Below are 14,470 nucleotides of genomic sequence, written 5' to 3' on the forward strand. Positions count from 1 at the left end.
AACCGAAAGTGTCAGAAGTGTCAGAAAGTGTCAACTTGACTTGTTAATAGTCCATCTGAAACTTCAAATTAAACACAAAATAATCTGTCTTACAGACGAAATTAATGAGTTAAAAAATTCTCCCTACTTCCTCGATGAAATTCCAAGAGTAGCAATTGATAGAATTACCTCCACCTCTAATATTTTCCATTTTCTTCAAGTTAGATTCCAAGAAGATTGCGGTTGCTTTTTTCTCATAGATTTGAGAGATGCTAAACTTCAGAGAAAGCTCATTGGGGCATTGAACATTCTTTCCGATGAGGGAATAGGAGGAGATCGTTCTTCGGGGAAGGGTTTGTTCAAACCAGAATGTAAATCATTTGAATTGCAAATCAAGGGCGAATCAAAATTTTTTACGACACTTTCAACCTATTTTCCAAAAGAAGACGAAGTTAGGAAAGAAATAATAAAGAACTCTTGGTACGAATTCATTGAACGAAAAGGTTGGGTCTATTCATTTGGAGGTACCTCTTTCCGCCGAAAAGGAGTTAGGATGTTTTCCGAAGGTTCTGTTTTTCCCGATAAAAAGCAGGCTGGACAACTCGTTGAGGTAACGCCTACCGGCTTTCTCGATCATAAAGTCTATCGATACGGCTTGCCCTTTAAAATTCCCATCGAGGTGAGCTAATAGTGAATTATCGATATAAATTGGAAGTTCTTACACCCCTTCACGTCGGGTCCGGGGAAAAGATCACTCCAATTGAATATGTAGTGAAGGAAAAGTTGTATCGCATAGATATGGGTAAACTTTTCGCTGAGGAAAGCTTTCCGAGAAATGCTTTCATCACTAGAGCTAAAACCGGAATATATCTAGGTGAATTATTTACCGATTGGGCCATTTTGCCCAAAGTTACCCGCTATGCTTTGAGCATAGATATTTCTCATACTCAAGATATCACTCGCCCCAGTGCTGAGATTCAAGAGTTCATAAAAAGTGCAGATCGACCCTATATTCCTGGAAGTTCAATAAAAGGAGCCATGCGAACAGCTATTGCGTGGCGGCTTTTGGTAAAGGGTGGCCTCAAATCGAGGTACGAAAGAGCGATAAGCAATAGTCTTGGGAGAAAAAGACGGAAACATTTTTTCAGCCAGCAAGCCAATCGTGAGCTTTTTGGATCGGATCCGAACCATGACCTCATGAGAATTATTCAGATTGGAGATACACAACCTTTAAATATGGAGAATTTGGAAGTAAATTTGGTACGAATTTTATCAAAGCAAGATAGAGGCTATGGGTGGAAAGTCCTTCCACAGAGACGGACTGTAAAAAATCCAGAGACTGCTACACCCATTTTTCTTGAAACCCTTAGGGTGGGAACTGTGACCGAGGGTTCATTAAAGATTGATGATTGGTTGTTAGGAGAGGAGATAGCCCGTGTTTTGGGATTTAAAGGGAAGGAACATTTGTTAAATCGAGTTGGAGATGCGTGCAAGGAATTTTCCTCTGCTATCCTTGAGTCGGAGCTAAACTTTTATAAAGCCATAGGGATGCGGAATCTTATCGAAAAGGTAGAAGAGATTTTGAACACATCCCTTTCACCCGACTCTTTCATAATTGACCTTGGCTGGGGCACGGGTTGGAAGGCAAAAACCGTGGGAACTTCCTTAAGGGATGATTTATTGTCAAGGATACGGAGGGAATTCCGCCTTGGTCGTCAAGGTCAACCTTTTCCTAAAACGAGGAAGGTACTTTTCCAAAACGGTGTGCCGTCTATGCCGTGCGGGTGGGTTAAGATCACCCTAAAAGAAGCTTAGGAAATGCTATGCGAAGAGCTTTAATCATCTCTGTTGGTACGGGACGAAATGTCGAGAGTGGAATAGCGACTTCAATCAAAGTCCATGGACCAGGCTTCATTATTTTCGTAGTCACTCCCCAAAGTGAGGAAACCGTTTATAAAGTTCAAAATATTCTCCAGGGTTTGCCAAAACATGAAAAATTTAAGGTCACTGACGAGAATGATTATGAAGCAATTTATACTTTTGCAAGGGAAATCTTTGACAAGCTGGCTGCCAAAGGATTTTCATCGGAGGATATAGTATGCGACTTTACAAGTGGCACTAAGGCTATGTCCGTTGGGTTAGCTTTTGGCGCTTTTGCAAAAGGGTGCCAAATTCTTTCTTATGTGACTGGAAAAAGAGACGAGAATGGGCGAGTGATCAGCGGAACCGAGCGAGTCCTACCGATCTTTTTCAGCGAAATTATGTACGATTCAAAGATTGCAGAGATTCAACGTTTTTTTAACCTTTATGAATTTGAAGCTGCTCTTAACATCATAGAAACTCTGAAATCGAATAGCATCATAAAAACTCTGGAATCGAAAGAAGACAAATTAACCGAAATCAAAAACTTGGAGAAGGTTATTAGTGCATATAATCATTGGGATAAGTTTGACCACAAAAAGGCGTATCAGATATTAAGGCAAGCTTCTCCAAAATTAAGATTGAAGTGGTTAGGGGGTAAGAGTGATTCACAGCTAAAATTTCTCGGGCAATTGGCGGAAAATAATAAAGCCGATAGTGAAAAGGCAGTTGATTTATCATGTAATGCGGAGAGATGTGCAGCGAAGGGAAGATTTGACGACGGAGTGGCTCGCCTGTATCGACTTATCGAGTTTTTAGCAGAGATTGAATTACGTCAAAAGTATGGCATTGATACGTCGAATGTAGATTTATCGAAGTTAAAACCCGAGCATAAAGAGAAGTACCAGAATCTAAGAGATGAGGAAACAGGACGGATTAAGCTTGGGTTATTTAAGGCTTATGAACTTTTGGCTGATCTGAATAATGATTTAGGAAGAGCTTTTTTAGAAAACAGTAAACTTAAAAGCCTTTTGGGTTCGCGAAATGTTTCTATCCTAGCTCATGGGTTTAAACCCGTGGGTGAAAAAGTTTTTGTACAGCTTAAGGAAGAAGTAGAAAAGCTTCTCCTATTACGAATCAATAATTTGGATGAACTCAGAAGATCAGCAACGTTTTGTAAATTAAAGATCATCTAGATTTAATAATGCTCTCTTTAACTAGGCTCAAGTTTAAATTGAATTTTCCAGGTGGATTTTCTCTTCCCTACTGGTTGGGTAATAAGTTTAGGGGTGGATTTGGAAATCATTTGAGGGAAGCAATCTGCAACTATGTTGATGCCCATTGCAAGGATTGCAAAAGAGCAGAAGATTGTCTGTATTTTGTACTTTACGAGAAGGCAAAGCAGAAAAGAGGATATGCTCCTCCAATTAGACCGATCATCTTTGTTCCCCCATTCTTCGGGAAGGAACTGAAGGTCAAAGAGAATGGATTTCTCGATTTAGATGTCCTTATTTTCGGTGATTACACGAGATATTTTCCTCATCTCATCTTCGGATTGAGACTTTTAGGTAAGCGTGGTCTAAATAGGTTCTCTAAGTTCGGCATTTCCTCAGTCATTTCCGTCTACAATCAGCAAGAGGTTTTTGACGGTGAAACCCTCTGGCTTAACTTAATTGAAACTAAGGGTGTAACCGAATTCTTTATTGAGCCCGCTGAGCGGATAAGGGTGAACCTCCGAACTCCGCTGGAACTCAAAAGCCTGGATTTTCCCATAAAACTCGAGGATTTGCTGGAGATGGTGAGAAGGAGATTGATTCTTTATGTAAACGAATACGGACGCGGGAAGGTTCCTGAGTTCGATGTCGATAGTTCTATCTTGGATTATAGAAGGAGCTCTCACATATTGCAGTTTAGGAAATTGCATCCCGAGACTGAAGCCCTAGGAAAGTATATTGGTCACACCGGTCACATAGAGTATGAGATTAAAAAGATTGATAAGAATGCCGGTTGGTTGTTGGCAGTGGGTCAAGAGATCGGAGCGGGTCCAAAGTCCAGTTACGGCATGGGTTTCTTTTCCCTTGAGCGGATATAGGAGAGGAGTCAAAATGAGTTTAATTGCAAAGATCACAGACTTGGCGGTTGATATCTATGATGAACTTGGAAGCGGATACGATGAAGCGATTTATCAAAAGGCTTTTGAGGTTGCCTTGAGAATCGAGGGGATCGGTTATGAAGATCAGCGAGTCGTTCCCATCTTTTATAGGAAGCATTACGTTGGGGAAGGTAAACCGGACATCGTGGTTGGTAAGGGCGGCGAAAAACTAGTCATAGAGCTCAAAGCCGTAGCCAGTTCCATCGGTCCAAAAGAGGAAACACAGCTTAAGAACTATATGGGGGTTCTAAACATTGGAAAAGGACTTCTCATCAATTTCCCGCAGCCGGGAGCGAAGGGAACTCCAGAAAAACCAGAAGTAAAAGAGGTCAGTTTGGAATAGAAATTTTTAAATAACCTAGTCAGATGGTTAGTCGAAAAGAGATTGCTAGCTCAGCAGGTGTATGTTTCCAATTTTCACTCTTTTAAGTCCTACCTCCAAGGCTGCTTCTCGACACTCAAGCGCTTGTTTCCTCGAGGTTGTGGGCATATCCATCATCTGAAAGCAGGGGTAAAAAGCTAGAAGCGAGTAGGGGATGTTGGGATCCAAACCAGCGATGAACTTAGCGATGTTAAAGACCTCCTGGGCATCGATGTAGCCGGGTACGAGCAGAGTGCTTGCGACGAGGAATGGTGATTCGGGTCTTTGGGCGATGAATTGGGCGAGCATCTCGAAGTTCTGCAGGGTTTGGCGATTGGTTATCCCCGTTAAGGCGATATTCAAATTTTCATCCCAGGCTTTAAGGTCGAACTTAATGCATCCCCCCGAATTCAGGGAGAGTTCGGCCATTTTTCTTGCCAAGGATGGATTCATGGTCCCATTGGTTTCCCAGCATATCCTCAAGATTCTGTCCTCATTTTGTTTCAGGGCGATCTTTGAGGCTTTGATGGCGAAGGGCAGCTGAGGTGTGGGATCCCCACCGAAGTAGCAGATGCAGGAGGTTTTGTCATCCACACAATCGGCGAGTTCCTGAGCGGTCATAATTGGGAATAGAGTTCGGGTCATCTCCCGATAGTGCCAGTTTTGGCAGAAGAGACAATCGAAGGAGCAAGCCCCCAGGAAAACGGCGAGGTTCTTATAGCCGTATTCTACCCCCGGCGAGTAGGAATATTTGGGATAGCCACATTCGCTTCCACCGGGACAGACCCAGTCGGCAACGCAATTCGTAGGGAGGGGGTCGAAATACCAACTGACTATACCTTTTGAAGGTGTTCCTCCAAGGTGAACGAGCTTACCCTTTTGATTGGTTCGCAGTCCGCAGAAACCCTTTTGCCCCTCTCCAATCATGCATTGATTGACGCATATGGTGCACTTTACTCCATTGGGATCCTTCGGGGGAGAGGCGGGGAGGTCGAATTTTCCCTTGCTTTTTGCGTGAGCTTTCTCGATATAGACCTTTGCTTCTTGGGGTTTTTCTCGGAGACAGCTACCGCAAACTCTTAGCTCTTTGGATATAAGCTCGGAAGTCTCACCACAGAAGTTACATTTGACCTCGCTCACGGTGTGCCACAGGACATATCGAATCATTTTTGCCGCCTTCAAATCCGGGACCACCAATTTGTTGCACATCAATGAGGTACCAGTTTCCCAGAAACATCATCAATAAAAATCCATTTTTTGTCAATGAAAGGCAATACTTACGATGTGGGCAGATTTGTTTTACTTTTATTTAATGAGAAAATATAATTTAATTGTGGATTGTGTATAACCCAAGGATTGCTCCAAGGATAAACCTTGGAGTTTATTTTAACTTTTAGCCGATTCGTTGGTTTTCAAAGATGCAAAGCGATGTGAAAATCTTGGAAAATTTGAATCCCGTTCAGCGGGATGCGGTCACTCACGGTGAAGGTCCCTTACTCATTCTGGCGGGAGCCGGCAGCGGTAAGACGATGGCTTTGACTCACAGGGTTGCCTATTTGATAAAGGAGAAGGGGGTAAATCCCTATCGCATTCTGGCGATTACCTTCACCAATAAGGCTGCTCAGGAGATGAGGGACCGCATCCGCGCTCTCATTGGCAAAATCAGTGAGGATATGTGGATATGTACCTTCCATGCCGCCTGTGCCCGTATCCTAAGGAGAGAAATCCATCGCCTGGGTTTTAAAAGGAATTTCATCATCTATGATGAAGGCGACCGACTCCGTCTCGTCTCCCAATGCCTCAAGGATTTAAATCTGGACACTAAGCGTTATCCACCGTCATCCATTCAGACGACGATTTCCCTGGCTAAGGATGAGCTCATTGACGCCGATACCTTCGCCTCTCGAGCTCAAACTCACTATGAAAGAATCGTTGCCGAAGTGTATAAGTTGTACCAAAAGCGTTTATATCAGAATAATGCCTTGGACTTCGATGATCTGATTATGGTCACGGTGAGCCTGTTCACTCTCTTTCCCGCGGTGCTGGAAAAGTATCAGAACAAGTTCCAATACATCCTGATCGATGAATATCAGGATACGAATCACGCCCAGTATCGCTTGGTGAACCTTCTGGCTGCCAAGCACCGCAACCTCTGCGTCGTGGGCGATGATGACCAATGTTTACCTGAAGGTACTTTAATTTCTACCCCTGAAGGACAAAAAACAGTACAGCAACTGAATGGTGGAAGTCCGATAATCGCTGCTTCGGGTTGGGGAGAGACGACTGTAACTGAGGTGGAGAGAACGAGGTGTCGCGAGTACAATGGATCAGTCATTAAGATTCAAACTAAAACTGGTTTAAGAATAAGAGCAACTCCCAACCATATTTTCTTTGCCAAATTAAATGCACAACCTAAGCTTTATTATGTTTACCTTATGTATCGAGGTGATCTGGGCTTTCGTATTGGAATCACCCAAGGTGTGCGCAGCCGAAGACAATCGGATCAGATTGTTTGTGGCCTCAAAATTCGAACTAACCAAGAACAAGCGGGCAAGATTTGGATATTACGTACCTGTACGACATCCGAGGAAGCCATATTTTATGAGCAACTTTTCGCGGCTAAATATGGAATTCCAACGATGATTTTCCATAACAGGGCGAGAAAAGTGAGTGAGATAGATACTCGAACTCGAGCCAAGAGGTTAATGGAGGACCTCATGTTATTCGAGGAATATCCTCATTATCTTCCAAAGGCGGTGATAAGGGGAAACTCAACTCGAAAGGTGGTTAATTTAATGATGTTCGGCGACAGCCGTCCTCACATCGTTCGACCTTGGCATGAACATAGAATTAGTTTAAATACATCGGACGAGGATCTGCGATTAAAAGTTGCTGTGGAGTTTAAAACCCGCCTTGGTCGGAAAAATACTTGGAGAGTGGAAACTTCTCGTAAGGACTACGATGAAGCGGAAAGATTTGCCAGAAGATTAGCGAGTTTCGATACAATTGATATCATCAAGCGCGCTCGCCTAACTTCTCATGGTGCGTTCCATTACCAACCCGCTAGCCATCTGCGTCCAGGAATGAGTATTCCCATTTGTAGAAATGGAGTCATAACCGAGGACATTATCACGGATATACAAGTTGAAGAGTATCATGGTAAGGTCTTTGACTTAAGCATCAAAGATTTACGCAATTACGTTGCTAATGGTGTTGTGGTGCACAATTCCATATACGGGTGGAGAGGGGCGGACTTCAGAAACATATTGAGGTTTGAGGAGGACTACCCGGATGCGAAGGTGGTCACACTGGAGCAAAATTACCGCTCCACACAGACCATTCTGGAAGCGGCAAACTACGTGATCAGAAATAACAGGGGAAGAAAACCCAAGACTCTGTGGACCACCAATGCCAAGGGAGAGGCGATTTCCAGGTATCAGGCGGAAAATGAGCACGATGAGGCGGCATATGTTGCTATGGAAATCGAGCGCTTAAGGGAAATTGAGGGCAGAAGCTACCGAGATTTTGCTGTTTTCTACCGAACCAATGCTCAATCTCGAGTCTTTGAAGAGGTCTTCATGAGATGCGGTCTTCCATATAAGATAGTCGGAGGTTTGAGGTTCTATGAGCGGCAGGAGATAAAGGATGTCCTGGCATATTTGAGGGTGATCTGCGATCCTGAGGATACCATCAGTCTCAAAAGGATCATCAACGTCCCCAAGAGGGGTATTGGAAAGATGACCTTAAGCGCATTGGACCTCATCGCTCAGAGGGGGAACATGAGCTTCTTTGAGGCTCTAAGAAAAGCCCGGGAAAATCACTCAGACGGGCAAGCTCTCCTACCGGCGGCGGCAAAGAAAGTGGTGACACGATTCTTAAATATACTGGAGGAACTCATGGCTGACTTTGCCCGCCGGCAGGCGGGAAGGGACAAGGAAGGTATCGCCGAATTCACCGAGAAGGTGCTGGATAAAACGGGCTATATCGCCGCTTTGGAGGAAGAGAGGACAGTTGAAACCCTTGGAAGGATGGACAATATAAGGGAACTTCTTAATGTCATGAAGGAGTTTGAAGTGAGCCACCCAAATCCAAGTCTCGATCAATTCTTGGATCAAATTTCGCTACTCACGGATATAGATACCTATGAAGAATCCGAAGAGGCTGTGACCCTAATGACCCTTCACAATGCCAAGGGTCTGGAATTTCCCGTAGTATTCATGGTGGGCATGGAGGATGGCGTTTTTCCCCATATCCGTTCCATGACAGTCTCTGAGGAACTCGAAGAGGAGCGCCGCCTATGCTACGTTGGGGTCACCAGAGCGAAAGAGAGACTTTATCTCACCCATGCCTGGTCCCGTAGCCTTTGGGGTGGACCGAGTTATAATATTCCATCGAGATTTTTGAAGGAAATCCCCGAGGAACTAACCTGCTTTGCGGAGCAGGCAGAAGCTGTGCCCACCGGTGAGCTTAAGATCCTTAAGAAAAAGCCCATCTTTTCCGTTGGTGATGAGGTAATACACAAGAAGTTTGGGAGGGGCAAGGTTGTCGCCATCAAAGGAGCCGATCAGATAACCGTCTTTTTCCCAACCGAGGGTGAGAAAACCCTGCTAGTTGAGTATGCACCCCTCGAGAAAATCTAAACTTAATGCACCTTTCATGAGTAGATAAATTATTGTACTCTGGACATAATTCGTCCACAGAAGTTTCTTCCAGCAAGCACGTTTCAAATTCAAAATTTAAAATGGTTTAATATGAGGGATGAGAGAGAAGTCTAGAGTCAATTTTTATTTTTTATTTTTGCATTTTACATTATGATAACCTATCCTGTATCTTGCAATTGGAGGTATTATGTCAGAAACGGTATATCTGATTGGGCACAAAAATCCAGATACGGATTCCATCTGCTCAGCAATCGCTTATGCCTATTTAAAGAACCACATTGAAGGCGACCATTACATTCCCGCTAGACTGGGCAAAATAGATAGGGAGACCGAATTTGTCCTCAAATATTTCAATCTTTCTCCCCCCGAGCTAATTCCCCACGTTAAAATTCGAGTCAAGGATGTTATGACTTCACCGGTAATCACCGCCCGTCCCGACACTCCCATTCGGGAGATTGGCGAACTCCTTTACACTCACAAAATCAAATCCATCCCCATCATCGATGAAAGTCGGCGCCTACTGGGCATAGTCACGGAGCGGGACATGGCTCACCGCTATATTGAAGAAATCAAAATCAGAAGCTTAAAGGATATCTCCTTTGAGGTCTCAAAGATCGTTCAGACTCTGGATGGAAGATTGATCGTGGGGGATGCTCACAAATTGATATCCGGAAATGTGCTCATTGGAGCCATGCTTCCTCAAACGATGGTTAATTACATCGTACCCGGAGACATCGTGATCGTGGGCGATCGGGAAAGGGCACAGAAAGCAGCTTTAGAGAGAAAGGTTTCGTGCCTGGTGATCACGGGCAATTTCGATCCCCCTCCCGAGATCATACAACTGGCAAAGGACCAAGGAGCGACCATTATCGTTACACCTCATGATACATATGCGGCTGCAAGACTCATAAATTTGAGCATCCCCTCGGAGAAAATCATGCAAAGGGAGATATTCACCGTGGAGGAAGAGGATTTGTTGAGCGAAGTGACCGAGGATGTGATGACTTCCGAACACAGGCAGGCCCTGGTCGTCGATTCCGAAAATCGCCTCATGGGAATCTTAACCCGAAGCGATCTCGTAAATCCCATTCCAAGGAAAGTCATCCTGGTGGATCACAATGAGATAAAGCAATCCGCCGATGGCATAGAGCAGGCGAATATCTTGGAGATAATTGATCACCATCGGTTAGGAGATGTACAGACCAAGGAGCCCATTTTGGTCGTAAACAAACCCCTTGGTTCCACGGCGACCATCATTTGGAGAAGATTTAGGGAGCTCGGTGTGGAAATCCCTAGCGAGATTGCCGGTATCTTGATGGCATCCATCCTCTCGGACACCGTTCTTTTTAAATCGCCGACGACCACCGAAGAGGATAAGATGGCCGCCGAAGAATTGGCGAAAATTGCCAGGATTGAGGATCCCATCGAACTTGGGATTCGAATGTACCATGAATCCTCAGAGATAGTTTCCATGAAATCTAAGGATTTGATATTCGCGGATTTTAAGACCTACAACTTTGGGGATTTAAGAGTGGGGATAGGACAGGTGGAAACGATCGATTCCAATATCATATTAAAGAACAAAGCTGAGATATTACAGACCATGGAGCAAATTCGCCTGGATAAAGAGTTCGACATATTGGTACTGATGCTCACGGATATCATGGAAGAGGGGACAGAACTCTTGGCTGTGGGTAAGACGAGGTTTATAGAAAGAGCTTTTGGAAGAAAGTTGGAGCATGGAAAGATGTTTCTCCCCGGTGTTATCTCCAGGAAAAAGCAGGTCGCTCCACCATTGGCAAAAGCCATTGGATAAGCTTCCTTTTGCCTATTCCTTATTAAAGAGCAAGGCGGATATGTCGATTATATTTAAAGAGTAGTATTATTCTGGGGGAATTAAAATGAGATGGTATGTGAAAAAATTCTCTGAATTTTTCGATGAATGGCGGAAAGGGGAGCTTTATCTGAAAAATGGCCAGAGCTATATGGGAACCGTGGAGGAGTTCACGGTAGATGGCGATTTCAAGGAAAGCAAAATCGAATTTAAATACGAAAAGGGAGAGAAAGCCATTCCCCTCAAGGATATAAAGCATTTCCGGGTTTTAAACGGTCCCATCTTAAATATCGAAAAGTATTTGAACATAATTGAGCTGGCGAAACAAAGTGAGGAGCAAAAGGAAGAGTCGGATGAAAAAGGGTTGGTCTGTGTAGCCTTTGGCCTTGAATTTTACACCTCAAAGAAAGTGGCCAATTTACTCAAATCCAATGTAAAGGATATTTTATTCACCGGATTAAAGAATTTGCCCCTTTTGATGATCAAGGATCAACCCGCTGTTGACATGACCCCCACTTTTACCTCTTCGATTAAAAAATTGAAATCCATACTTGGGGTCAGACCTCGCCACCCCCATTTACCAGGCACAATAAATTCTTAATCCCAATTTTTATACTCCAATGCGGACTTAGAGCCACTCTGTGTGTTAAAAATTCACCAGTAGTGCTAAAATGAGAGATAATTTTTGCGGGGGACCCATAGGGGCAAGCTAAGCCCCCGCACTACTTGATAACTAGCACGGTTAACCGTGAACAGTGAACCATGAATGGTGAACCAAAATAAGGGGGTGTCTCTATGTCCAAGACTTACCAGGAGATAAACGAAAAAATAAAAAAAGGTCAGGCCGTTGTGGTTACCGCCGAGGAGATCATCGACCTTGTTGCCGAAAAGGGCACCCAGTGGGTTGCCAGGGAGGTCGATGTGGTGACTACAGCGACCTTTGGTCCAATGTGTTCTACGGGTGCTTTCATCAATTTCGGTCACGCCGACCCTCCCATAAAGATGGCGAGGGTATGGTTAAATGATGTCCCAGCTTATACTGGTATTGCTGCGGTCGATGCCTATATTGGGGCCACGGAGCTTTCCGAAACTCAAGGTTTGAGTTATGGTGGAGCACACGTAATCGAGGACTTAATCGTGGGAAAGTCCGTAAAACTGAAGGCTGTGGCATACGGCACGGATTGCTATCCCCGCAAGGATATAGAAACCTATATTACGAAGGATGACATCAATCAGGCATATTTATATAACCCCAGGAATTCCTATCAGAATTATTGTGTCGCCGTGAATTCATCCGATAGGACGATCTTCACATATATGGGTATACTCCTCCCCAAGATAGGAAATGCCACCTATTCCAGCGCCGGACAGCTCAGCCCTTTACTTAACGATCCCTATTATCGGACGATTAGCATCGGAACTAGGATCTTCTTAGCTGGAGCCATTGGTTACGTTGCCTGGGAGGGAACCCAGCACAACCCGGTTCAAGAAAGGGCACCGCATGGAATCCCAATTGGCTCGGCGGGTACCCTTGCTCTCATTGGAGATTTGAAACAGATGAGCACCAATTACATTAGAGCCGCGAACTTTTATAGGTATGGAACAACCATATACGTGGGGGTGGGCATCCCCATTCCCATATTGGATGAGGAAATGGTAGAATTTGTGAAAGTGAGCGATGCGGAAATTTATACCACCATCATCGATTATGGCGTCCCTCGTCGATCAAGACCCATGCTGGGGAAGGTGAGCTATGGGGAGCTCAGGAGTGGAGAGATCACAATTAAAGGCAAGAAGGTACCCACCGCGCCCCTGTCGAGCTATGCCAAGGCACGGGAGATCGCCAACGCCCTAAAATCCTTGATTCGAGAGGGGAAATTCCTGCTTCAGGAACCCATCGAAAGACTTTCTTTGGAAAGAACCTTCAAACCTCTGGAGATTTCAAGGGAGGGGATATAAGTGGTTCGGAAAAAACTCGTATTGACCTTTCCTCCTGAAAGAGTGGATAAACCTATAACCTACCATTTGGTCAAGGATTTCGATCTCGTCATCAACATCCTCCGAGCTGAAATTCACGAAGAAGAAGTGGGAAGAATGGTCCTCGATGTGGAAGGAGATGAAGAAAGGATAAATCAAGGAATTGCCTATTTAAAAAGCCAGGATGTTAAGGTTCAGGAGGCTGCAAGGGATATCACACTCGATGAGTCGAGGTGTGTGGATTGCGGAGCATGCACGGCGGTTTGCCTCCCCAAAGCGTTACGTCTAAATAACGAGACTTGGAAGTTGGAGTTTGACAAGGAAAAATGCATCTTTTGTGAATTGTGCGTGAAATCCTGCCCTCTGGGAGTTATCGAGATTAAATTTTAACGGGAAGCATTAAAGGGGAAGGTGAACTCGGTGGTGGGATTTAAACCATGTTGCATACCAACGGCAATTGGGAGTATGCCCCATACCGATGCAAAAAGGGCTTGCCAGATCGTATTGGAAAATTTTCCAGAGGTACCCGTTTGGCCTCAGCTGCCACGTCTATCCCTTCGAGAGAATATGTACATCCAATACAGCGAAGGCATGCCCTGTGTAGTTATGGATGAGCAAAGACATCGAATCTTCTTCGACACATCAGTGGATGTCACCTCAAAAATTGAGAAATTTTATGAAAGATATCTCGCTAAGGATATCGAAGCCTTTGCTCTAACCCCCGATTACGCCCAGGGCTTTCACGTCTTCGTCGATATCTTGAAGAAAAGTAGACCAAAGGAGCTCAGGTTGCTCAAGGGACAGGTCACTGGTCCCATTAGCTTTGGCTTAACCGTAACCGATGAGAATAAGAAGGCGATTATATACAATGAGGCGATCTTCGATACCGTATTGAAGACCCTTGCCCTAAAAGCGAAATGGCAGGAGAGAGAGTTCACCCAAATTGCCCCAGAGGATGTTGGAACACTCATCTTCTTCGATGAGCCCTACCTGGTTTCCTTCGGCTCAGCCTTTGTCAGCTTGCAGAGAGACCAGGTTATCAATTATCTCAATGAGTGCGTGGGTACCATTGATGGTTTGAGTGGTGTTCACTGTTGTGGACGGACCGACTGGGCAATTCTCATGGATACTAAGGTGGATGTGGTAAGCTTCGATGCCTATAACTACTTCGAGAGCTTGACGCTATACCCCAAGGAATTGAAGGAATTCCTTGAGCGTGGCGGTCTTTTGGCTTGGGGGATTGTTCCTACCTCGGAGGATATCGCCGGGGAAAGCACTGAAAGCCTGATGAAGAGATTCGAATCGAACATCGATCTTTTGGGTAATAAGGGTATAGATAAGGAGCTCTTACTCCAATCTTCCTTCGTGACGCCGAGCTGTGGAACGGGTTCTCTCCCGGTTGAACTCGCCGAGAGGGTACTCAATCTCACAAGGAGTCTCTCAAAGGCGATGAGAGAGAAGTACTGAATTCCTCTCCAGGATGCCCGCCGTCCCACAAAAATATGAGCTTAATCTCGATATAATCACTACGCATGTCATAATTTCAAAATTACTGTTTAATGCTCCCCGACGAGTCGGGGCGACGCCGTCGCTCACACTCGCTCGTGCGAGGCCATGAGCCAAGTTTATGGTTTTATGACTTAACT

The 14,470-nt window shown here is 44.7% G+C and carries 12 protein-coding genes; 11 read left to right on the plus strand and 1 reads right to left on the minus strand.

The genetic code is table 11. The features are described from left to right. The 5 genes from csm4 to QMD66_01645 form a co-directional block, all read left to right on the plus strand. On the plus strand, positions 1-667 hold a 667-nt coding region (csm4, locus tag QMD66_01625), incomplete at its 5' end, for a type III-A CRISPR-associated RAMP protein Csm4 (GenBank protein ID MDI6821567.1). A gap of 2 nt (positions 668-669) precedes the next feature. Beyond that, a complete protein-coding gene (gene csm5 / locus QMD66_01630; protein ID MDI6821568.1) occupies positions 670-1,794 on the plus strand; it encodes a type III-A CRISPR-associated RAMP protein Csm5 in 1,125 nt (374 codons plus the stop codon). 8 nt (positions 1,795-1,802) lie between these two features. Continuing rightward, the gene (locus tag QMD66_01635) at positions 1,803-3,035 is read left to right on the plus strand and encodes a TIGR02710 family CRISPR-associated CARF protein (protein ID MDI6821569.1); all 1,233 of its coding nucleotides are present in this window, start codon (positions 1,803-1,805) and stop codon (positions 3,033-3,035) included. 8 nt (positions 3,036-3,043) lie between these two features. Then, complete coding sequence (locus tag QMD66_01640; protein MDI6821570.1) at positions 3,044-3,931, plus strand: hypothetical protein; 888 nt, start codon at positions 3,044-3,046, stop codon at positions 3,929-3,931. A 13-nt stretch (positions 3,932-3,944) separates the two neighbouring features. After that, positions 3,945-4,334: a GxxExxY protein gene (locus QMD66_01645; GenBank protein ID MDI6821571.1), complete on the plus strand. Its 390-nt coding sequence runs from the start codon at positions 3,945-3,947 to the stop codon at positions 4,332-4,334. A 45-nt stretch (positions 4,335-4,379) separates the two neighbouring features. Here the strand turns inward: QMD66_01645 and QMD66_01650 are convergent, their stop codons facing one another. Further along, positions 4,380-5,534 (minus strand): radical SAM protein, encoded by a 1,155-nt coding sequence (locus tag QMD66_01650; protein ID MDI6821572.1) that lies wholly within the window; start codon positions 5,532-5,534, stop codon positions 4,380-4,382. A 248-nt stretch (positions 5,535-5,782) separates the two neighbouring features. Here QMD66_01650 and QMD66_01655 point away from each other — a divergent pair, with 248 nt between their 5' ends. The 6 genes from QMD66_01655 to QMD66_01680 all read left to right on the plus strand — a co-directional run bounded on the left by QMD66_01655 (position 5,783) and on the right by QMD66_01680 (position 14,291). Continuing rightward, positions 5,783-8,992 carry a 3'-5' exonuclease gene (locus tag QMD66_01655; GenBank protein MDI6821573.1) on the plus strand — a complete coding sequence of 1,070 codons (3,210 nt, stop codon included), beginning with the start codon at positions 5,783-5,785 and terminating at the stop codon, positions 8,990-8,992. A gap of 208 nt (positions 8,993-9,200) precedes the next feature. Beyond that, positions 9,201-10,829, plus strand: coding sequence for a putative manganese-dependent inorganic diphosphatase (locus QMD66_01660; GenBank protein ID MDI6821574.1), 1,629 nt, complete (start codon positions 9,201-9,203; stop codon positions 10,827-10,829). Positions 10,830-10,914: 85 nt separating this feature from the next. Beyond that, positions 10,915-11,448, plus strand: a complete 534-nt coding sequence (locus QMD66_01665) for a hypothetical protein (protein MDI6821575.1) — start codon at positions 10,915-10,917, stop codon at positions 11,446-11,448. A 194-nt stretch (positions 11,449-11,642) separates the two neighbouring features. Beyond that, positions 11,643-12,806, plus strand: a complete 1,164-nt coding sequence (locus QMD66_01670; protein ID MDI6821576.1) for a homocysteine biosynthesis protein — start codon at positions 11,643-11,645, stop codon at positions 12,804-12,806. Continuing rightward, on the plus strand, positions 12,807-13,214 hold the full coding sequence (locus QMD66_01675; protein ID MDI6821577.1) for an NIL domain-containing protein: 408 nt from the start codon (positions 12,807-12,809) through the stop codon (positions 13,212-13,214). Positions 13,215-13,235: 21 nt separating this feature from the next. Beyond that, the gene (locus tag QMD66_01680; protein MDI6821578.1) at positions 13,236-14,291 is read left to right on the plus strand and encodes a methionine synthase; all 1,056 of its coding nucleotides are present in this window, start codon (positions 13,236-13,238) and stop codon (positions 14,289-14,291) included. The last annotated feature ends 179 nt before the right edge of the window (positions 14,292-14,470 follow it).

It is taken from the genome of Actinomycetota bacterium (genome assembly GCA_030018275.1).
Lineage (GTDB): Bacteria > Actinomycetota > Aquicultoria > Subteraquimicrobiales > Subteraquimicrobiaceae > Subteraquimicrobium.